At 63.8% G+C, this 20910-nt stretch carries 20 protein-coding genes; 15 read left to right on the forward strand and 5 right to left on the reverse strand.

Translation table 11 applies throughout. The features are described from left to right. Positions 1–42 precede the first annotated feature (42 nt). The gene (locus tag KIT02_RS01825) at positions 43–1332 is read right to left on the reverse strand and encodes a glycosyltransferase (RefSeq protein WP_297581535.1); all 1290 of its coding nucleotides are present in this window, start codon (positions 1330–1332) and stop codon (positions 43–45) included. A 427-nt stretch (positions 1333–1759) separates the two neighbouring features. Between KIT02_RS01825 and KIT02_RS01830 the strand changes: the two genes are divergently transcribed. The 11 genes from KIT02_RS01830 to KIT02_RS01875 all read left to right on the forward strand — a co-directional run bounded on the left by KIT02_RS01830 (position 1760) and on the right by KIT02_RS01875 (position 14090). Beyond that, positions 1760–2974 carry an LL-diaminopimelate aminotransferase gene (locus KIT02_RS01830; protein WP_297581537.1) on the forward strand — a complete coding sequence of 405 codons (1215 nt, stop codon included), beginning with the start codon at positions 1760–1762 and terminating at the stop codon, positions 2972–2974. Positions 2975–3593: 619 nt separating this feature from the next. Continuing rightward, the gene (locus KIT02_RS01835; protein ID WP_297581539.1) at positions 3594–4568 is read left to right on the forward strand and encodes an iron-siderophore ABC transporter substrate-binding protein; all 975 of its coding nucleotides are present in this window, start codon (positions 3594–3596) and stop codon (positions 4566–4568) included. Positions 4569–4588: 20 nt separating this feature from the next. After that, positions 4589–5575, forward strand: coding sequence for an ABC transporter substrate-binding protein (locus tag KIT02_RS01840; protein WP_297581541.1), 987 nt, complete (start codon positions 4589–4591; stop codon positions 5573–5575). 270 nt (positions 5576–5845) lie between these two features. Next, entirely contained in the window at positions 5846–7186 is a 1341-nt protein-coding gene (locus KIT02_RS01845; RefSeq protein ID WP_297585066.1) for a homoserine dehydrogenase, read from the forward strand. A gap of 44 nt (positions 7187–7230) precedes the next feature. Beyond that, complete coding sequence (gene glpX, locus KIT02_RS01850; RefSeq protein WP_297581543.1) at positions 7231–8217, forward strand: class II fructose-bisphosphatase; 987 nt, start codon at positions 7231–7233, stop codon at positions 8215–8217. A 130-nt stretch (positions 8218–8347) separates the two neighbouring features. Continuing rightward, positions 8348–8515 carry an SH3 domain-containing protein gene (locus tag KIT02_RS17560; RefSeq protein ID WP_366520598.1) on the forward strand — a complete coding sequence of 56 codons (168 nt, stop codon included), beginning with the start codon at positions 8348–8350 and terminating at the stop codon, positions 8513–8515. Between the two features lie 57 nt (positions 8516–8572). Beyond that, complete coding sequence (locus KIT02_RS01855; RefSeq protein WP_297581545.1) at positions 8573–8785, forward strand: DUF2188 domain-containing protein; 213 nt, start codon at positions 8573–8575, stop codon at positions 8783–8785. Positions 8786–8844: 59 nt separating this feature from the next. Continuing rightward, complete coding sequence (gene recJ, locus KIT02_RS01860) at positions 8845–10635, forward strand: single-stranded-DNA-specific exonuclease RecJ (RefSeq protein ID WP_297581547.1); 1791 nt, start codon at positions 8845–8847, stop codon at positions 10633–10635. Between the two features lie 85 nt (positions 10636–10720). Continuing rightward, positions 10721–12055, forward strand: a complete 1335-nt coding sequence (locus KIT02_RS01865; protein ID WP_297581550.1) for an FAD-dependent oxidoreductase — start codon at positions 10721–10723, stop codon at positions 12053–12055. After that, a complete protein-coding gene (locus tag KIT02_RS01870) occupies positions 12052–12837 on the forward strand; it encodes a DUF1365 domain-containing protein (RefSeq protein WP_297581553.1) in 786 nt (261 codons plus the stop codon). The genes KIT02_RS01865 and KIT02_RS01870 overlap by 4 nt, the downstream gene beginning before the upstream one ends. A 17-nt stretch (positions 12838–12854) precedes the next feature. Then, on the forward strand, positions 12855–14090 hold the full coding sequence (locus KIT02_RS01875) for a cyclopropane-fatty-acyl-phospholipid synthase family protein (RefSeq protein WP_297581556.1): 1236 nt from the start codon (positions 12855–12857) through the stop codon (positions 14088–14090). Between the two features lie 164 nt (positions 14091–14254). Here the strand turns inward: KIT02_RS01875 and KIT02_RS01880 are convergent, their stop codons facing one another. From KIT02_RS01880 to KIT02_RS01890, 3 genes are read right to left on the reverse strand one after another with little or no spacing between them, the layout of a single operon-like run. Beyond that, the gene (locus KIT02_RS01880; protein WP_297581562.1) at positions 14255–15004 is read right to left on the reverse strand and encodes an SDR family NAD(P)-dependent oxidoreductase; all 750 of its coding nucleotides are present in this window, start codon (positions 15002–15004) and stop codon (positions 14255–14257) included. A 3-nt stretch (positions 15005–15007) separates the two neighbouring features. Beyond that, on the reverse strand, positions 15008–15658 hold the full coding sequence (locus tag KIT02_RS01885; RefSeq protein ID WP_297581564.1) for a ChrR family anti-sigma-E factor: 651 nt from the start codon (positions 15656–15658) through the stop codon (positions 15008–15010). Further along, the gene (locus KIT02_RS01890) at positions 15655–16239 is read right to left on the reverse strand and encodes a sigma-70 family RNA polymerase sigma factor (RefSeq protein ID WP_297581567.1); all 585 of its coding nucleotides are present in this window, start codon (positions 16237–16239) and stop codon (positions 15655–15657) included. Before KIT02_RS01890 ends, KIT02_RS01885 begins: the two co-directional genes overlap by 4 nt. A gap of 156 nt (positions 16240–16395) precedes the next feature. Between KIT02_RS01890 and KIT02_RS01895 the strand changes: the two genes are divergently transcribed. Genes KIT02_RS01895 through KIT02_RS01910 form a run of 4 tightly spaced genes read left to right on the forward strand, consistent with a single transcriptional unit; the run spans position 16396 to position 20253 of the window. Continuing rightward, the gene (locus KIT02_RS01895; RefSeq protein ID WP_297581570.1) at positions 16396–17340 is read left to right on the forward strand and encodes an ABC transporter substrate-binding protein; all 945 of its coding nucleotides are present in this window, start codon (positions 16396–16398) and stop codon (positions 17338–17340) included. Between the two features lie 8 nt (positions 17341–17348). Beyond that, positions 17349–18377: an iron chelate uptake ABC transporter family permease subunit gene (locus KIT02_RS01900; protein ID WP_297581572.1), complete on the forward strand. Its 1029-nt coding sequence runs from the start codon at positions 17349–17351 to the stop codon at positions 18375–18377. Continuing rightward, positions 18374–19426, forward strand: coding sequence for an iron chelate uptake ABC transporter family permease subunit (locus KIT02_RS01905; RefSeq protein WP_297581574.1), 1053 nt, complete (start codon positions 18374–18376; stop codon positions 19424–19426). Before KIT02_RS01900 ends, KIT02_RS01905 begins: the two co-directional genes overlap by 4 nt. Positions 19427–19440: 14 nt before the next feature. Then, positions 19441–20253 carry an ABC transporter ATP-binding protein gene (locus tag KIT02_RS01910; RefSeq protein ID WP_297581577.1) on the forward strand — a complete coding sequence of 271 codons (813 nt, stop codon included), beginning with the start codon at positions 19441–19443 and terminating at the stop codon, positions 20251–20253. Here the strand turns inward: KIT02_RS01910 and KIT02_RS01915 are convergent. Then, a complete protein-coding gene (locus KIT02_RS01915) occupies positions 20250–20894 on the reverse strand; it encodes an alpha/beta family hydrolase (protein WP_297581580.1) in 645 nt (214 codons plus the stop codon). The genes KIT02_RS01910 and KIT02_RS01915 overlap by 4 nt on opposite strands. Positions 20895–20910: the final 16 nt, after the last annotated feature.

The raw sequence follows: 20910 nt of genomic DNA on the forward strand, positions 1-20910 counted from the left end.
CTGTCGGCGGCGCATTCCTTGGCCGCAATCGGCAATGCCGGCTTAACCGATCACTGGCGACCGGCGCGATCCGGCCTTTGCCCCGTCAATGGTCGCCTCGATGAAGTTGACCGCGGTTTCCAGCCCTTTCTCCTCCGAGAGAGCCTTGCCCACGGAAAGCGCGTTGGCGGCCATGGCCTTGTCCGTCGTCAGTTCACGCAGGGCCTGGGCCAGTTTCTCGGGCGTCAACGTCCGCAGCCGGGCCGGTTTCGGCCCGCAGCCAAGCGCGCGCACGCGGCGGCCCCAATAGCGCTGGTCATAGGCCTGGGGCAGGGTAAAGGTCGGCTTGCCCGCCCGCAGGCCGGCAGCGGTCGTGCCGGCGCCGCCATGGTGCACCACCGCGGCGCAGAGCGGAAACAGCCGGTCATGCGGCGCCTCGGAAACGGCGTGAACCGTATCCGGCAGGTCGTCGGCATTGATACCGCCCCAGCCGCGCGACACGATGGCTCTTCCGCCCCATTGCAGGATGGCGTTGCGCAACAGTTCAGTGTTGCGCTCCGCCCCGAACGGCATGGACCCAAAGCCGATATAGACCGGCGGCGGGCCGGCATCGAGAAAGCGCTGCAGGTCCGGATCAGGCTTCCAGTCCCTGTTGTCGTCGAGGAACCAGAACCCGGTGACCACTGCCGTCTGCGGCCAGTCGCGCGGGCGCGGCGAGACGATGGACGAGAAATTGTAGAGGGTCGGCAGGTTGTTGCCGTAGCTGTCCTTGAACAGCCCACCACGCCGCCGCGGCCCAAGTCCCATGACCTGCTTGCGGACCCGGTCGCGCGGCAGGTCGTAATAGGCCTGCTGGATGTTCATGGCGATATAGCTGAGCTTGTTGAACGTGGGCCCCAGGTCCGGCACCTCATAGGCGCAGATCGGAAATTCCCGCGTCGGATTGAGCGGCTGCATCGCGGTCATGATCACCGGGATGTTCAGCGCCTCGGCGACGTCGATACCAAAGCTGGTATTGATATTGACGATCATGGCGTCGGCGCCCTGCGCCATGGCCCATGAATTGCGTGCGGCGCGTTCCACCAGCGCCTGTCCTTCCCGCAGCAATTGCGGAAAGTGGTGCAGCTTCATCTTGCTGATCGCGTTATCGAATCGCGATTCCTGCAGCCAGTCCTGGATATTGGTGCCCAGGTCGTGGAACTCGATTCCATGGGACAGGACCAGATCCTCGAAATCGGCATTGGAGCCAAGGACGACATTATGTCCCTGTTCCTTGAGGGCGACGGCAAGGGCCAGATAGGGCCTGACATCCCCGGCGGTACCAATGGTGGCGATCGCGACGCGTTTGCTCATGCACCTATCCGAAACACAACTCTGCGGCTTGAACCGATCCGTACATGTAAAGACTTGATGGCATTTACAAGGGACTTCAGAGAACATATTAAGTCTCTGGCCGCGCCTCGACGTGGTACCAGAGTTCTTTTCTCAAGGGCAAGAGACATGCCGTCCCCGTTCGCTTTTGCAGGGTTTGGAGCTTGGCTCGCCGGCAATATTGCGGCGGCCCCAAACGCATTTGCGGCGGCAAGCGCCCGATAGCTCTTCCCAGTGGCCACGAGGTGGCCGGGAAGAGCCGAATATCGATGTCTCCGTCCGATTTTTCGGGCGCTTAACCCGTCTAAAACCATAATTCCGCGATAATCAGCGCCGATCAGATTGGCGCGGCGCCGCATTCGGGCGCATCGCGGTCAGGCACGGTCCCAAGGGGACCTTCGAGGAACTCATGAGCGCAGATTTTCACCGCATTCGCCGCCTTCCGCCCTACGTGTTTGCCCATATCGATCCGATCAAGGCTAAGGCCCGCGCTGAAGGCGTCGACATCATCGACCTCGGCATGGGCAATCCCGATATGCCCACGCCCGATCATATCGTGGCCAAGCTCCAGGAAACGGTGAAGGACGGACGCACCCACCGCTATTCCACCTCCCGCGGCATTCCCGGCCTGCGCAAGGCCCAGGCCAGCTATTATGGCCGCCGTTTCGGCGTAAAGCTCAATCCAGACACCCAGGTCGTCGCGACACTGGGCTCCAAGGAAGGCTTTGCCAACATGGCCTCCGCCATCACCGCTCCCGGCGACGTGGTGCTGGTGCCCAATCCGACCTATCCCATTCATTCGTTCGGCTTCATCATGTCCGGCGGTGTTGTCCGCTCGATGCCCGCCGATCCCAATGAAGATTTCATGCGCTCGCTCGATCGGGCCGTTCGGCACTCGATTCCCAAGCCGATCGCGCTGGTGCTGAACTATCCGGCCAATCCCACCGCTTACACCGCCGACCTCGATTTTTACACCGAGGTGGTGCGCTACTGTAAGGCCAACGACATCTTCATCCTCTCGGATCTGGCCTATTCCGAGATCTATTTCGACGACAACAATCCGCCGCCGTCCGTGCTGCAGGTGCCCGGCGCCATCGACATTTCCGTCGAGTTCACCTCTATGTCGAAGACCTATTCCATGCCCGGCTGGCGGGTGGGTTTTGCCGTGGGCAACGAACGCCTGATTGCGGCCCTGGCGCGGGTCAAATCCTATCTCGATTATGGCGCCTTTACGCCGATCCAGGTGGCCGCCGTCGCGGCGCTCAACGGCTCGGACGAGGTTATTGCCGAAGTCCGCCAGGTCTATAAGCACCGCCGCGACGTGATGGTGGAGAGCTTTGGCCGTTCGGGCTGGACCATTCCGGTGCCGAAAGCCACCATGTTTGCCTGGGCCCCGATCCCCGATCAGTTCGCCCATCTCGGCTCGCTCGAATTCGCCAAGCTCCTGGTGCAGGAAACCGGCGTCGCCGTGGCGCCGGGAGTGGGGTTCGGCGAATACGGCGATCAGTACATCCGCCTGGCCTTCGTCGAAAACGAACAGCGCATCCGCCAGGCCGCCCGCAACGTCAAGAAACTGCTCGGCGGCAAATCGGGTCAAGGCAACGTCGTGCCCCTCAAGGCCTGAACTGCCTCGCCGGTCCTTTTCGAAGCACGCGACTTTGCCGAGGGGCAAGAATGTCTCCGGCGCATCTCACCTGAACGGTGCTGCCCTCGGACGTGATCCGAGGGCCTCCTGCCTCCCAATAGTGAGCCTCGGCGTGAACTCGGTGTGGTCAACGCGTCTAGCCCGGGGACAAAGCAGCGTGCCCGCCTTCCAGCCCCACTTCGCCCTCCCATTTGTGGGGAGGGTAGTGCAGTTCGGCAGCAGGCCGTAGCGGAAGTAGGGCATTTCAACTGTGCACGGAACCACCGGTTCCATCGCCCCCTTGCCCCTCAGGGGAGAGGGCTGGGGTGAGGGGTGAAAGCCTCTCGGTAAGAACCGCGTGTGTCCCCGCACATCTCGCTTGATACGGCGCTGCCCTCGGACCCGATCCGAGGGCCTGTTGCCTCCCAGTAGGGAGCCTTGGCATGTATCCAGCCCCCTTCTCCCTCCCCGTTGTCGGAACTAGGGTGGGGGAATATTACGCAAGAATCTTCAGTCAAACGCCAATCCAGGCGCCGCCCTCTGAACCTCCCACCAAATTATACATGACATTTGAAATCAGCTTTTGTATGGAGAACCATCTCCAAGCAAAGGGTGATCCATGTCGCTCCGTACAATACTGCTCGCCGCTGCCCTGAGCCTCGGCACCGTCGCCGGCGCCTTCGCGCAGGCTTTCCCCGTCACCATCACCCACGCCCATGGCGAGACCGTCATCCCGGCCGAACCCCAGCGCATTGTCACCTGGGGCTGGAGCAACGAAGATGCTGTCATCGCGCTGGGCAAGATCCCCGTTGGCATGCCATTCCAGTCTTATGGCGGCGGCGACAACGGCATTCACAAATGGGTCGAAGACGCATTGGAAGCCGCCAATGCCGAGACCCCGACCATCCTTGACGCATCGGGCGAGCCTCCCATCGAGCAGATCGCCGCGCTGCAGCCGGATCTGATCATCGCCGCATTCTCGGGCATTACCAAGGAACAGTATGAGGTGCTTTCCGGCATTGCCCCGACCATCGCCTATAGCGACGCACCCTGGTCCGCCTCCTGGCAGGACCTGACCCGCGTCGTTGGCAAGGCGCTGGGCAAGGACGCCGAAGCCGAGCAACTGGTTGCCGATACCACCGCCTGGGTCGAGGCCGAATTTGCCAAGTATCCGGCCCTCAAGGACGTCACCTTCGCCAGTGCCAATGACTATGATGGCTCCATGGCCGTCTATGCGCCGCTCGACGCGCGCATGAAGTTCCTGACCGACTTCGGCATGACCATGGACCCGAGCGTGGCTGCGCTCTCGCCGGGCGGCGATGCCTTCTATTATTCGCTGAGCTACGAACTCTTCGACCAGCTCGAGGCCGATATCTTCGTCACCTATTTCGAAGAGCAGGACCTGCTCGACAAGTGGCTCGCCACGCCTTCGGCGCAAACCTATCCACCCATCGTCAACGGCGGCTTGGCTGCGCTTGTCGGCACCGAGAATGTCGCATCGGTGTCCCCGCCAAGCATCCTCTCCCTCCGCTGGGGCGTGCCGGGCTACCTCGAAATCCTCGGCGCCGCCGCCGAGAACGTGGCCGGCAAGTAAGAGGGCAGGGGGCTGGAATCATGAGGAACCTGTTTTCCCGCGTGTTGGCGATTTTGGCCGTGTCAGTCCTTGGGGCCCCGGCCATCGCCGCCGACACGTTCCCCGTCACTATCGAGCATGCACTGGGCACCACCACCATTGAGGCCAAGCCCGAGCGGGTGGTCACCTGGGGCTGGTCGGCGCAGGATGTGGTGATCGATCTGGGCATCGCGCCCGTAGGCATGCCGTTCTTCGCCTATGGCGGCGGTGACGATGGCGTGCTGCCCTGGACCGAAGCCGCGATCGCCGAGCGTGGCTTTTCCATGCCAACAGTTCTGCCCAATGTGACGGAGCCGCCGCTCGAGGCCATTGCGGCACTCGCACCGGACGTGATTATCGCGCCCTATTCCGGCCTGACGCCGGAAGAGTACGAGGTGCTGAGCAATATCGCACCGGTGGTCGCCTATCCCGGCAAGGCGTGGTTCGCGTCCTGGCAGGATGTAGTGACCCTGACCGGCGCTGCACTTGGTTTGTCCGAAGAGGCCGCGGGCCTGATCGCGCAAACCGAGGGTGAGCTCAAGGCCGAGGTCGCCAAGTATCCGGAGGCAGAAGGCGCGGTCTTCGCCAATATCGTCAACCGCAGCGATGGCCAGGTTGCCGTCCGTCTGGCAGGCGATCCACGCGTGCAGTTGTTTGCCGATGTCGGGCTTGTGCCCGCCCCGGTGCCGGACAACATCACGCCCAACGATACCGGCATTTCCTATTTCGTCTCCTATGAGAATTTCGACCGCATTCCCGCCGATCTGCTGGTCAGCTTCTTCAACGACCAGAAGTCTGCGGACGACTTTTTCGGCCTCGATCTCATCGGTCTGTCGCCACTCGTGGCCAAGGGTGCCTATACCAATCTGGTGGGCGAGGAACTGACCATGGCCGTCAGCGGCGCCGTCACGCCGGTCTCGCTGCGCTGGGGCTTCCCGCGGGTCATGGCCGAGGTCGGCCGTGCCGCGGCGGCCGCCAAAGCCAATTAGGCAAGACCGAACAGGCAAGAACGGGGCCGCGCAGCGCGGCCCCAATTCCTCTCAAAACTCCTATTGACGGCTAGGCGAAATCCTATGCACATGTCGCCCACCATGAGCGATATCCAGTCTTTCCGCCAATCCGTCGAATCCTTCATCTCCGCGCGCGGCTGGACGCCCACCCGCTTCGGCCGCATTGTGGCTGGCGATCCGCTCTTCGTGTTCGATCTGCGCGATGGGCGCGAACCGCGAACGGAAACGCGCAGCCGCATTCTCAAGGCCATGGCCGATTTTGGTGAAACAGACCGTCAGGCGCCGCTGCGCATCGGTGTTGCCGGGCTTGGCAATGTCGGAGCGACTCTGGTGCGCATCCTGCAGAAGGATGGCGCCGAGCTGACCCGCAAGCTGGGTCGCCAGCTGGAAGTCGTGGCCGTCGCCGCCCGCTCGCGCTCCCGCGATCGCGGCATCGATATTTCGGGGCTCGAATGGTTCGATGATCCCGTGGCCCTCGCCAAATGGGACGGCATTGACCTGTTCGTCGAACTGATCGGTGGCGAAGACGGTCCCGCCTTTGCCGCCGTCAAGGCTGCACTGGAAATCGGCCGCCCTGTCGTCACCGCCAATAAGGCGCTGCTGGCCAAGCACGGTGTGACCCTGGCACGCCTCGCCGAGGAAGCCGGTGCGCAGCTGGGTTTCGAGGCTGCCGTTGCCGGTGGCATTCCGGTCATCAAGACCCTGCGCGAAGGCCTCGGCTCGGCCCGCATCGCCAAGGTCTTCGGCATCATGAACGGCACTTGCAACTACATCCTGACCCGCATGGGCAATGAAGGCATTTCCTTCGCCGATTGCCTCAAGGACGCGCAGGCGCTGGGCTATGCGGAAGCCGATCCGACCTTCGACGTCGAGGGTTTTGACACGGCCCACAAGCTGGCGATCCTCGCCACACTCTGCTTTGGCTACGAAATCGCCCCGGACAAGATGCGTGTCGAGGGCATTTCCAATATTACCCAGCACGATATCCAGGTGGCCTCCGAGCTCGGCTACAAGATCAAGCTCCTCGGCATTGCCGAGCGCGTCGACAATGGAATCGAGCAGCGCGTGCATCCCACTTTCGTGCCCAAGGGCAGCGCCATTGCCGGCGTCGACGGGGTGATGAACGCCGTGGCTCTGGAAACCGACCACGTCCACGAACTGCTGCTTGCCGGCCCCGGTGCCGGTGGTCCGCCCACCGCCTCATCGGTACTTTCCGACATTCTCGACATCGCCCGCGGCACCCGCGTGCCGCCGCTCGGCGTGCCCAGCGATGAGCTTCTGCCGTTTTCCGGCGCCCCGCTTCGGGCCCATGAAGGCGGGTTCTATATCCGCCTCAGCGCCAAGGACGTACCCGGTGCGCTGGCTGCCATTGCGACCCGTATGGGCGAGAAGGCGATCTCGATCGACAGTGTCATCCAGCGGTCCGATCTCAGTGCGAAAACTTACGACGCGGATGGCTCGCCGACCCGCACCGTGGTGTTGATTACCCAGCAGACTTTGGAATCATCGGTGCGGGAAGCGCTTGCGCAGATCGCCGCGGATGGGTTCATAGTCGGCGAACCGCAATTGATCCGCATCGAACAGCTTTGACCTCCTCAAAAGGGGGCGTGACCACCCCGGGAGGAACCAGCACCATGAAGTTGAGCAAGGCCGAAACCACCAAGGGTCCGGCCAACCTTCATCGCACCCTGACCCTCGAAATGGTGCGCGTCACCGAGCGTGCGGCTATTGCCGCGGCGGCCTGGCGCGGCAAGGGCGACGAACGCGCGGCCGACGAAGCTGCCGTCAAGGCCATGCGCGAGGAGCTGGACCGCGTCCATATTTCCGGTCGCATCGTGATCGGCGAGGGCGAGCAGTTCGAATGTGACGAGCTTTTTGTCGGACAGCCGGTCGGCATGGGCGAGGGGCCTGAGGTCGACATCGCCGTCGACCCGCTCGAGGGTGTCACCCTCTGCGCCAAGAATCAGCCGGACTCTCTGGTGGTTCTGGCCATGGCCGAACGTGGCGGCCTGCTCAACGTGGCCCGCAATGTCTATATGCACAAGATCGCCATCGGCCGGTCCTATGCGCCGGAAACTGTGCATGTGGAGTGGTCGGCCACCGAGAACGTCAATGCCCTGGCCCGGGCCAAGGGCGTGCCGGTCTCCGAGATCACCGCCATCGTGCTCGATCGTCCGCGCCATGCCGGGCTCATCGAGGAACTGCGCACCTCTGGGGCTTCGGTGAAACTGCTCAGCGATGGCGACATCGCCGGCGTCATCCATGCGGTCAACACCGAGGATACGGGCGTTGATATCTATCTCGGCTCCGGCGGCGCGCCCGAAGGGGTTCTGGCGGCTGCGGCTTTGCGCTGCATTGGCGGCCACATGCAGGGCAAGCTCATCCTCGATACGCCCGACAAGCGCCTCCGCGCCAAGGAAATGGGCATCGAGGACGCCAACCGCATCTACACCGTCACCGACCTGGCTTCGGGCGACGTGCTGTTCTCGGCCACGGGCGTAACCGATGGCTCGCTGGCCGAGGGCGTACGCCTGCGTCGCGAAACCGTGGATACCTCCACGGTCGTCATGCGCAGCTGGAGCCAGACAACACGCTGGATCAGGGCCCGCCACGCGCGGTAGCGAAGCCATGGCAGAGAAGCGGTTTCGCTGGATGAGCGTGCCAGGGATGCTTGTTCTGATCGTTGGGTGCGCGATAATATCCAGTGACGATGGCGAAGAGAGAATTCGCCAATTCGTAGTATCGTCGGATATGGCAGATATTCATGCGGAACCCTCTTGGAGATCTACCGTGTTGGCGGAGGTCAGAAGAGGAACGCAGATCAGGGCCACGGGGCGATCTGGCACGTGGTATTCAGTTAGAATGCTGGACGGGACTGTTGGTTGGCTTTCGGCCAAGGTTCTCATCGCAGAAAAGTAGAGCGAACCTTCGAACCGGGCGCCCCGCCATGGCGTTGAGATGAGCGGAGGAGCAAGCATGACCGATCGCCACCTTATTGTCTGCCAGCGCGACAACGCCTGGCTGTTCACCCTCAAGGGCACGATAACCGCGCCGTTTCAGACGCGCGAGGCGGCCGTGAAGGCGGCAATTGCCGAGGCCCGCGCGCAGGATGACCCGCAGATCGAGGTCATCGTGCAGGATCAGGACATGACGCAGGAAACCGTCTGGCGGCGTCAGGACGGCGAATAGGCGTGCGCAGAGGGTCCGGCGGCCTTTTCAGCAGGCGGAAAATCCCCTAACCCTCGCTCATGCCAGAGACGCAGCGCCCTTTTCTCGACGTTTCCCGCTCGGTGACCGGCCGCGCCTGGCAGGATCGTCTCGATCCGGCAACTGCCCGCATCGCCGGCGCCATCGCGCAACGGACTGAAATCCCCGACATTCTGGCGCGCATCATGGCCGGGCGCGGTGTCTCCATCGACGAGGCGCAGTCCTGGCTCGAACCCACCATTCGCGCCCTCATGCCCGATCCCTCGACCCTGACCGCCATGGACGCCCTGGCCGAGCGTCTCGCCAGAGCCATTGCCGACAACGAATCCATAGCGCTCTTTGGCGATTACGACGTCGACGGCGCCTGTTCCTGCGCGCTGATGGCCCGCTATCTCGGCCATTTCGGCATCGACGCGCAGGTCCACATTCCGGATCGGATATTTGAGGGCTACGGGCCCAATATCGCGGCCATGGACAAGCTGATCGATGCGGGCGCCAGCCTCATCATCACGCTGGATTGCGGCACCACCAGCGACGGTCCGATCGCACATGCGCGCCAGCGCGGCGCGGATGTTCTGGTGATCGATCATCACCTGGCCGATCATGACCTGCCGCCCGCCACGGCCCTGGTCAATCCCAACCGGCCGGATGACATTTCTGGCCTCAACTATCTCTGCGCCGCCGGCGTGACGTTCATGGTGCTGGTCGCCGCCAACCGGGTGCTGCGGCAGCGCGGCGATACCGGCCTGCCGGATCTGCTGCAATTGCTCGACCTCGTGGCGCTGGCCACCGTGTGCGATGTCGTGCCGCTGATCGGGCTCAATCGCGCCTTCGTGCTGCGCGGGCTCGAAGTGGCGCGCCGTGGCGAAAAGCCGGGGCTGTCCTCGCTTGCCCTCGCGGCGCGGGTCAGCGGCCCGCTCAATCCCTATCACCTGGGCTTTCTCATCGGGCCGCGCATCAATGCCGGTGGACGCATTGGCGATGCTGCCCTCGGCACAAGGCTGCTCACGCTGGACGACGATCATCAGGCCATGGTCATCGCCGCCCGGCTGGACGAGTTGAACAATGAACGCCAGCGCATCGAAGTCGAGGCGGTTGAACAGGCCACGGCCGTTGCCGAGGCCGAAATCGGCAGCGGGGAGGGGCCCCCGGTCCTGGTTCTGGCGTCGGCCGACTGGCATCCCGGCGTCGTCGGTCTCGTCGCTGCGCGTTTGCGCGAACGCTTCGAGCGGCCCAGTTTTGCCATTGCCTTGCATCCCGATGGCACCGGCACCGGATCCGGCCGCTCAATGCCGGGCGTCGATCTGGGCAGCGCCGTCATCGCTGCCGTCGAGGCCGGCCTCATCCCCAAGGGCGGCGGACACGCCATGGCGGCCGGTATCTCCCTGCGCCCTGGCGACCTCGGACCGCTGCGTGCCTTCCTGTCCGATCAGCTCGGCAGCAGCGTGGCCAGCGCCCGCGCCGCCACGGCCCTCAAGATCGATGCGGCGCTGTCCGCGCGCGGCGCCAGCCTTGATCTGCTGCACAATATCGAGCGCGCCGGTCCCTTCGGTGCCGGCAATCCCACTCCCACTTTCGCTTTTCCCGCCCATAGGGCCCGCTTCCCCCAGATCGTGGGGAAGGGCGGTCATATCAGCTTCTCCCTGACATCGGACGACGGCGCCAAACTCAAGGCCATCGCCTTCCGTGCGGCAGGCACAGCGCTCGGCGATACGCTGATGCGCGACGCTGATCGCCCGCTGCATTTTGCCGGCGGTTTGTCGATCGATCACTATCAGGGGCGCGAGCAGGTTCAGTTCCGCTGCACCGACATCGCAGCCCCCAGCGCCTGACATCGGAAAACACGAAACTTCCTGCTGATCCAACCCGTTGCTTGACCCGTATCCAAAGCGTCATTCATCGGAGTAGCCCCTGCATATGACCCAATCGTCCATTGCCGTCATAGGCGCAGGTATCTCTGGCATGTCAGCAGCTTGGCTGCTTTCCCGGACTCAAAATGTCACCCTGTTCGAAAAGGGCCCCATCCTGGGAGGGCATACCAACACGGTCATGGCCCGCACGCCCGAGGGCATGGTGCCGGTCGATACCGGCTTCATCGTCTATAACGAGGCGAACTACCCCAACCTCACGGCCTTCTTCAAACATCTTGGCGTCGAGACCACGCCATCCTGCATGAGCTTCGCTGTCTCCATCGGCGAGGGCCGCATGGAATATTCCGGCAAGCACCTGGTGGGCCTGTTCGGCCAGCGCCGCAACATCATCCGCCCGGAGCACTGGGCCCTGGTGCGCGATATCATGCGCTTCTTCCGCGAGGCGGAAAAGCAGGTGGCCAAATGCCCCGAAGACATGTCGATTGGCGACTTCCTCAAGGCGCACAAATATTCCAATACCTTCATCGAGGATCACATCCTGCCGATCTCGGCCGCCATCTGGTCGACCCCATCGCGCGGCATGCTGGATTTTCCCGCGAAGACATTCATCGCCTTTTTCGCCAATCACTCCCTGCTCAAGGTCTCGGGCCGCCCGGTCTGGCGCACCGTCCGAAACGGATCGCGCAATTATATCGAGCCGCTCCTGCGCGACAGCCGTATCCAGGCCGTGACCAATGCGCGGATCGCCTCGGTTCGCCGTCACGCACAGGGCGTCGAAATCTACATGACCGACGGCACGCAGCGCCATTTCGATGAGGTCATCTTCGCCTGCCATGCCGATCAGGCGCTGGCCATGATGGCCGATGCCACCGATACCGAGCGCAAGGTGCTATCCGCCTTCCGCTTCACGCCCAATCGGGCGGTTCTGCACACCGACAAGAGCTTCATGCCAAGGCGCAAGCACCTCTGGTCGTCCTGGAATTACCTGCGCGGCGACGAGGGCGAGGACCAGTTGAGCCTCACCTATTGGATGAACCGCCTGCAGCCATTGCCCACAACGACTCAGCTTTTCGTTACCCTCAACCCGCACCGCCCGATTCCCGAGGATCAGGTGCTCTACGAAGCCAATTACGAACACCCGCTTTTCGACGAGCAGTCGGTCAACATGCAGAGCGAGCTTTGGCAGATTCAGGGTCAGAACCGCCTCTGGTTTGCCGGGGCCTGGATGGGCTACGGTTTCCACGAGGACGGCATCCAGGCCGGGCTCGAAGTGGCCGAGCGCCTGGGTTCTGCCACCCGGCCATGGGCCGTCGCCAACCAGCGCAAACGCATTGCGCATAACTGGGCCGGTGGAGACCAGCAGCTTTGGGCAGCCGAGTGACATCCCCGATCGTTGAAGACATCGGCTGCGTATATATCGGCGATGTCGTGCACAAGCGCGCACGGCCGAAAAAGCACGAGTTGCGCTATCGCGTCTTTTCCATGCTGCTCGACGTCGACCGGCTTGAATCGCTGGATGAGAAACTGCGGCTCTTCTCCCTGAACCGATTCAACTTTGTGTCCCTGTTCATCCGCGATTTCGGCCCGCGCAACGGCACCAGCATTGGCGAGTTCATCCGCCACAAGGCGCGCGCTTCCGGCGTGACCGGCATTGCCCGTATCCGGATGCTCGCCTATCCGCGCATCTTCGGCTACGCCTTCAATCCGATCACCGTCTATTTCTGCGAAGACGCGGAAGGGGTGGTGCGATGTCTGGTCCACGAAGTGTCCAATACCTTCGGGGAACACCACTTCTATGTCTCGGCGGTGAGCCCCGCTGTGGATGGAAAACTCCATCACCAGGCGCGCAAGGCCTTCTACGTTTCGCCCTTCAATACCATGGAAGGCAACTACCGCTTTTCCGTCCTGCCGCCCGGCGATTCCGCCTTTGTCGGCATCACCCTGTCCACCGGCGAGGGGGCCTTGCTCACCGCCTGGTTCAAGGGAGAACGGCGCCCGCTCACCGATTCCGGGCTTGCCAAACTGCTGCTTGCATATCCATTTTTGACCGCTAAAGTGGTCCTTGGCATTCATTGGGAAGCGATGAAGCTGCTTCTCAAAGGCTTGCCACTGACGCTGAAATTGCGGCGGCGGCTGCAAGCCGGCCGTCCCCTATCGCGATAGTTGGAATAAGCGGCGCAATGAGCAAAACAGCCGTAGACCAGTCTTCCTCCGGTCCCTCCCTGGGCACCCGTATAGCCTCCTGGTTCGTCGAACGCGTCGGCATGGCGCTGATCGGCCATCCCAGGGTCGGCGCGGTGACCGTGATCTTCCCCAATGGCCGGACGCGCACCGCCGGCAACCCGTCGACCGGTGAACACGCCGTTCTCCGGCTCAACAATCTCCGCGTCATTTCCGAAGCCATGAAGCGCGGCACGGTCGGCTTTGCCTCGGCCTATATGAATGGCGATATCGAGGTCGATGACCTCACGGCGCTGTTCCGCTTCTTCCTGCAGAACCGGGACATGTTCGATCGCGCCAATCTCGGCTTCTTCCGCCGCGCCGCCTCGGATCTGCATTACCACCTGTCCCGCCGCAACACGCTGGAAGGCTCCAAGAAGAACATCGCCGAGCACTATGACCTGGGCAATGATTTCTACGGTCAGTGGTTGGACCCGTCCATGACCTATTCCTCGGCCCTGTTCACCTCCGGCAACCAGAGCCTCGAACAGGCGCAACTGGCCAAGTATCGGCGCGTCGCCGACATGGCCGGCATCACCGAAGGCTCCTCCGTGCTCGAAATCGGCTGCGGCTGGGGCGGCTTTGCCGAGACCGTCGCGCGTGACCACAAGGCCCATCTGCGCGGCATCACGCTGTCCGCCGAGCAACTCAAATATGCGCTGGAACGCCTGGCCAGCCAGGGCCTCGACAGCCACGCCACCCTGGTTTTCGAAGATTACCGCCACACCGAGGGCCAGTTCGACCATATCGGCTCCATCGAAATGATCGAGGCGGTGGGCGAAGACAATTGGCCGAGCTATTTCCAGACCATCCATGACCGCCTGAAACCCGGTGGAACGGCGGCCATCCAGGCCATCACCATCAACGAGGCCGATTTCGAGGGCTATCGCAGCGGCCCCGATTTCATCCAGCGCTACATCTTCCCCGGCGGCATGTTGCTGACCAAGTCGGTGATGAAGGATTTTGGCGACCGCTACGGCCTCGTGCTCGAAAATGTCGAGACCTTCCGCCTCAGCTACGCGAAAACGCTGAAACTCTGGCGTGAGCGCTTCCTCGAGCGCTGGCCGGTCATCGCCCCCATGGGCTATGACGAGTATTTCAAGCGCAAGTGGGTCTATTATCTCAGCTATTGCGAAGCCGGCTTTGCCGAAGGCTCCATTGACGTCGGCATCTACCAATACCGCCGGCCAGCCTGATCTTACCCGCACATAAAGAAAAGCTCCGGATCGCTCCGGGGCTTTTTCTTTGGAACAATTTAGAGCGTTTCACCCGAGAACCGATCTATCGCCTCCATCGCCCCCTCGCTCCTCAGGGGAGAGGGGCGGGGTGAGGGGTGCGCGACTATCGGCCTCGCAAGCCATCACTTCCCAACCATCTTGCCCGTCAGCCAGAAGAACACGGGATAAGGCAGCCAGCGCACCGTCTTCATCAGCCACACCATCCGCTTTGGAAAGGCGATCTCGAACCGGTCCGAGCGGGTGAGCCCATCGACGATGCGCTCGGCCGCGTCGTCGGTTTCCATGAGAAACGGCATCGGAAAGTCGTTCTTGTCGGTCAGTGGCGATTTGACGAAGCCCGGCGCAATCATCCGGACCACAACGCCGCTTGGCCGCAACTCTGTCCGCATGGTCTCGAGCAGGTTGATCAGCGCGGCTTTCGTCGAGGAATAGGCCGCCGAGCGCGGCAAACCGAAATAGCCTGCCACCGAGGCAATCACCGCCAGATGTCCGCCACCCTGCGCCTGCATCTGCCGGATGACCGGATTGGCGAGCCGGATAAAGCCGAGATAATTGGTGTCGACCACGGCGTTGAACTTGTCAAAACTGTAGTCACCCACCTTCATCGGCTGCCAGGCCGCCGCCCCGAAAATGAAGAGGTCGATCCGCCCCAGATCACCGGCGATGCGGGCAGTCGTGGCCTCGCCTGCCTCTGCATCGGTCACGTCGAGCGGGTAGGGGCGAATGGCCGGATCATCCGAGGCGACGGCTGCCAGTTTGGCTTCGTCGCGCCCGGAGATGGCCACCGTCCAGCCGCGCTTTGCCAATAGCCGCGCCACGGCCGCGCCAATGCCCGAGCCGCCGCCGATGATCCAGGCAATTCCCGGTTCCATCGCTCAGATCCCGAAGAGCGGTTGCAGGGCGCGCATCAGACGCCCGCGGAATGTCAGCCGGGCATCGACGGCGACGAGGCATATGCAGTCGGGTCCCGGCTCGGCAATGGGCTGGTGCTCCACGTCCTCGTCATGGTCGGCGATGTCGCCGCGCGCAAAAAGCCCGAACCGGTCGCGATAGGCGCCGGAGAGGATCAGTGTCAGTTCCTGGCCGCCATGGCCATGCTCGGGCACCTGCCGCCCGCCCGCTACCCGCAGCAGCATCAGCCGTGATTTGCCGTCACGGCCCCATGCCAGGTCAGCAGTGGCGACACCGGGCCCGGTCCATTTCCAGCGAACCGCCTCCATGCCGCCGGGCAGGTAGCGCCGCAGGGGCAGGGGGATGTCGTTGTCATTGGCCGCCGGCGCAATCACTGCTGTCTCGGCGTCGTCGTCGAGGCGGTCCATGAGCCGGTCGAGCGCGCCGCTCGCCATGGGCGCTGCGCCTTCGGTCTCCAGAAGCGCCCCGCCGATAGTCTCGAGCTGCCGCAGGGCCCGGCGCCCGGCCTCCGACATGGCCAGATGGGTCGCGATCACGGTGGCATAGGGTTCTTCCAGCGCGCCGGCGCTGAAGGCCATCAGGGTTGCAGGGTCGGGGTGATGATTGATTGTCATTGCAGATCCTCCAGCAGAGGCCGGAGCCGTTCATAGGCCAGTCTAAGTCTTGATTTCACGGTGCCCAGCGGAATGCCGAGCGTTTCCGCGATCTGGGCATGCGCCATGTCGTGCAGGAAGCTCAGCCGCACCACTTCCTGCTGCTCGCTCGAAAGCGCCCGCAGCGCGATCTTGACCTTTTCCACGGCCTCGACCTGCTCGACATGGGCGATGCCGATGGGCTCTTCGCTTTCCAGTTCAACCTGCTCCAGGTCCTCATAGGGCCGGTTGGATTGGCGCCGCACCTGGTCGATGCGCAGGTTGCGGGCAATGGTGAAAAGCCAGGTGCTCGCCGCGCCGCGCTCCGGCGAATAAAGGTGCGCCTTACGCCACACGGCCAGGAATGTTTCCTGCACCAGGTCCTCGGCCATGGCATCGCCGGTGCCCAGGCGCAGCATCATGGATTTGATCCGCGGGCCGAAATGGCCGAATAGCGCCGAAAGCGCCGATCGGTCCCGCAACTCGGCGATGCGCTGCACGAGGCTCGCCGCATCCTGGCTGTCCAGCGGCGCTGCGGACCGCTCCACGTTTTCATGTGTCATGGCCAGTGAATACATCCCCGGCTCCTCTGCTGCCAGCCTCTCTACGCGCAGAATTCTCGGATGGATCACAGATGGCCCGATTTCAATAACATGACTTGACCGCTCTACATTATAGGATGTATCCGTCCGCTCATCGAAAACCGGATATTTCCTGCCATGTTTCGCATTGCTGCAACTGCCCTCATCCTATTGTCGTCGACAGCAATTCCGGCCTTTGCCGAAGGCTGGACCTATACCGGCGGCGATGGCAAAACGGTCACGCTTGACGCGGCGCCCGTGCGCATCATTGCCAGTCAGGATGCTGCCGCAGGCCTGATCCCGCTCGGCATTCGCCCCGTCGGCATCTACGCAGACAGCGCCGTAGCCGATGCCAAGGCATTGCAGGGGCTCGACCTTACGGGCATCGAGATCATCGGTCAGACCTGGGGCGAGGTGGACATCGAAAAGGCCGCGGCCCTCCAGCCCGATATCATCATTGGCGAATATTGGCCGCTCGATACGACCTGGTCCGGCGGCGATGAAGTGGTTGCAGCGCTCAGCCCGCTGGCACCGATTACCGGCCCGATCCAGGGCGATTCCATCCTCACCCTGATCGAAGACTACGAAGCCCTTGCCGAAAGCCTGGGCGCCGATCTGTCGGCTCCGGAAATCGCCGGCCAGAAGGCCACCTTTGAAACATCGCTTGACGGCTTCAAGGCCGCCGTTGCCGCCAAGCCCGATCTGACCGCGCTCGCCGTCTGGGCTGGCCCCGACGCACTCTATGTGGCGGCTACCCCCGGCTCGGCTGAGCTGATGGATTTCGCCAATTGGGGCCTGAAGCTGATCGACCCGGAAGTCGCGGATGATCGCGGCTACTGGGAAACCCTGTCCTGGGAAAATGCCGACAAGTACCAGCCCGATCTCATCCTGGTCGACAACCGCTCCGCTTCGACCATGGAAACGGCTCTTGCCCAGCCGACCTGGACGCTGATGAAGGCCGCCGAAGCCGGTCAGGTGACCGATTGGCCGGCATTCTGGCTGCGCAATTATGCGGTCTATGCGGCCGAGCTCGACAAGCTGACCGCCGCCATCACCGCAGCCGACGCTGAACTGGCACCCTGATCCGGGTCATGGCTGTCGGGGCGACCCATTCCACCACGAGAACGGCCCGGCTGACGCTGGGCCTTCTGGCCTTGATCGTCATGCTCTGCGCGGTTGGTCTGCTGTCGCTGACAACGGGCGCGCGCGCCATCCCGGTGGAAAATGTCTGGGCGGCGCTCACCGCCTATGATCCGTCGGCCACCGAGCATCGCATCATCTGGGATCTGCGTCTGCCGCGGACCGTGGCCGGGCTCCTCGTCGGTGCCGCCCTCGGCCTTGCCGGTTCGGTGCTGCAGGGCGCCACGCGCAATCCGCTGGCCGACCCCTCGATCCTGGGCATTCATGCCGGAGCGTCGCTCTTCGTGGTACTGGGGATTTCGCTCTTCGGCCTTGCCCAGCTCAGCCAATATGTCTGGCTGGCCTTTGCCGGGGCAGGGGCGGCTATGTTCGTCGTCTATTCGGTGGCCTCGCTCGGCCGCGAGGGCGCAACGCCGGTCAAGCTGGCTTTGGCCGGCGCCGCCATTACCGCGCTGCTCCATGCCATCATCAATGCCATCCTCCTCACCAGCCCGCGCACCCTCGACGAGCTGCGGTTCTGGCAGGTGGGCTCGCTCGCCGGTCGCGACATGACCATCGTGCTCCAGGTCGCGCCCTTTCTCGCGGCCGGGGCCGTCCTCGCCTTCGCCACCGCCCGTCTGCTCGATGGCCTGGCCATGGGCGATGATGTTGCCCGCGCCCTGGGCCAGCGGGTCGGCCTGTCGCGTGGGCTGGCGGGCCTCGCCGCCGTCATCCTGGCGGGCGGCAGTACCGCTGCGGCCGGTCCCATCGCCTTTGTCGGCCTCACCGTTCCCCATGTCGCCCGCGCCATAACCGGTCCCAGCTATCGCTGGATTCTGCCCTATTCCATGCTGTTGGCGCCCATTCTCCTGCTGGGTTCCGATGTGATCGGCCGGGTGATCGCACCGCCGGGCGAGGTGCAGGTCGGTATCGTCACCGCCTTCCTCGGCGCGCCCTTCTTCATCGCGCTGGTCCGGCGCCGCAAGCTGGCCACGCTATGACCCTGGCTGCTGCAACCCATCACGTCCTCGCCGCCCGCAGCGGCGCCTCTGCCCGTCGGCGCGCCATCACCACGGGCCTCGTGGTCGCGCTGGTCCTGGCCTTTGCTGGCGCCATGTATTTTGGCGATTACCCGGTTCCGGCCGGGGACATTGTCCGCTCCTTGCTTTCGCCGCTGACCGGCCTGGCCGACCGCTCGGTCGATTTCATCGTCCTCCAGGTCCGCCTGCCGCGCGCCATTCTGGCCCTGCTCACCGGCGCCGCCTTTGGCCTGTCCGGAATCATTTTCCAAACGCTTTTGCGTAACCCCTTGGCCAGCCCCGACATTATCGGCATCGCTCATGGCGCCAGCGCCGGGGCGGTGTTCTGCATCATCGTCCTCGGCTGGGCGGGGCTGGCCGTCTCGCTGGGCGGTTTTGCCGGCGCCGTGCTCACCGCCATCGCCATCTATCTGCTCGCCTGGCGCAATGGCGTCACGGCCTATCGCGTTGTGCTGATCGGCATCGGCATGGCCGCCATGCTGGCCGCCGTCATTTCCTACCTCTTCACCCGCGCCCGGCTGGTCGAAGTGCAGCAGGCGCTCGCCTGGCTGGTCGGCAGCCTCAATGCGGCCCGCCCCGGCGACTCCATCGTCCTCGCCTGCGCCATGCTGGTGCTGATCCCGGCCATGGTGGTGCTGGGTCGTGGCCTTGATGCCATGGAACTGGGCGACGACACCGCCCGGGCCCTTGGCGCGCGCGTCGAAACCACCCGGCTGGGGCTGATGCTCGTGGCCGTGGGCTTTGCCGCCTTCGCGACGGCGGCGGTCGGTCCAGTCGGCTTCGTTGCCTTCGTTTCGGGGCCACTGGCCCGGGTGCTGCTCAAGGGGGCAGGGCGGGGCTTCCTGCAGGCTGGCCTCATCGGCGCCCTGGTGATGATTGTCTCGGACCTCATTGCCCAGCATGCCCTGCCCATGGTGCAATTGCCCGTGGGTGTCGTGACGGGTGCATGTGGTGCCCTGTTCCTGCTATGGCTGCTGATGGCCTCCGGCCGATCCGGCCGCGTCAACTGATCGGAGCGCAGACTATGTCCGCCAATCACCAGCTCATGGCCGCCGGCCTCGATCTTGCCTATGGCGATCGCCAGATCGTTTCGGCGCTGGATCTGTCCGTTCCGGCCGGCAAGCTGACCGTCATCGTCGGCGCCAATGCCTGTGGCAAGTCCACCCTGTTGCGCGGCCTCGCCCGCCTGTTGGTGCCCGCCCGCGGCGCGGTTTATCTCGATGGCAAGCCCATCCATCAGATGCCGACGCGCGAGGTTGCCACGGTGCTCGGCGTGCTGCCGCAGAGCCCGATCGCGCCCGACGCCATTACCGTGACTGATCTTGTCGGCCGCGGCCGCTATCCGCATCAGGGCTGGTTCCGCCGCTGGACGCCTGAAGACGACGCAGCCGTCGCCGAAGCCCTGCGCGCCACCGATACGCTCGAGCTGGCCGAGCGCCCCGTCGATGAACTCTCGGGCGGCCAGCGCCAGCGCGTCTGGATCGCCATGGCCCTGGCGCAGGAAACCGACCTGCTGCTGCTCGACGAGCCCACCACCTTCCTCGACATCAACCACCAGGTCGAAGTGCTCGATCTGTTGACCGATCTGGTCAAGGCCAGCGGCCGCACCGTGGTCGTCGTCCTGCACGACCTCAACCTTGCCTGCCGCTATGCCGATCACATCGTCGCCATGAAGGCCGGCCGCATCGTCGCCGAGGGCCGTCCGGTCGAGGTGATGACCGAGGCCGTGGTCGCCGACGTTTTCGGCATGACCTCGCGCATTGTCGTCGATCCTGTCTCCGACACGCCCATGATCGTGCCCATCGGCCGCCATCACGTCGAGAAGGCGGTCGCCTAACCGGCCGTCACCCGCCTCATCCAGCCCGCGGTTTCCTCGGCCATGGCCCGCAGATGATCCGCCGTCGAAAATCCGGACATGGTCTTTCTCGGCTTCAGGTCATGGTCGCCATCCTCGAGCCATTTGAGCGTGATGGCCGGCGATAGCCCATAGGTCTCGACCTCGGCCCGCGTCCCGAACACATCGCGCGTGCCCTGCACGATCAGCGTCGGCGTCTTCAGCGTTTCAAGATGCGCAGTGCGCAGGTTTTCCGGCTTTTCGGGCGGGTGAAACGGATAGCCCAGGCACACGAGCCCCTTGATCGTCCCGTCGGCATAAAGCGCGTCGGCCACCATGCTCGCCACCCGTCCGCCCATGGATTTGCCGCCGATGAACAGCGCGCCGCCCTGCATATCCAGCGCTTCGACGGCCGCCATGAACTCCGGCATGACCTTTTCCGCCTTGGGCGGCGGCTTGCGCGTGCCCTCCCGCCGCGCCGCCATATAGCCGAACTCGAACCGCGCCACCCGGATTCCAGCCTTTGCCAGCGCCGCGCTCGTCGCCGTCATCGACGCCGAATCCATCGGCGCGCCCGCGCCATGCGCCAGTAGCAGCGTAAAGGGCGCCGCCTCCGGTCCCTCGATCATGAATTCCAGCGCCATAAGCGGCCTCCTGTTG

The sequence above is a fragment of the Devosia sp. genome, from assembly GCF_025809055.1.
Lineage (GTDB): Bacteria > Pseudomonadota > Alphaproteobacteria > Rhizobiales > Devosiaceae > Devosia.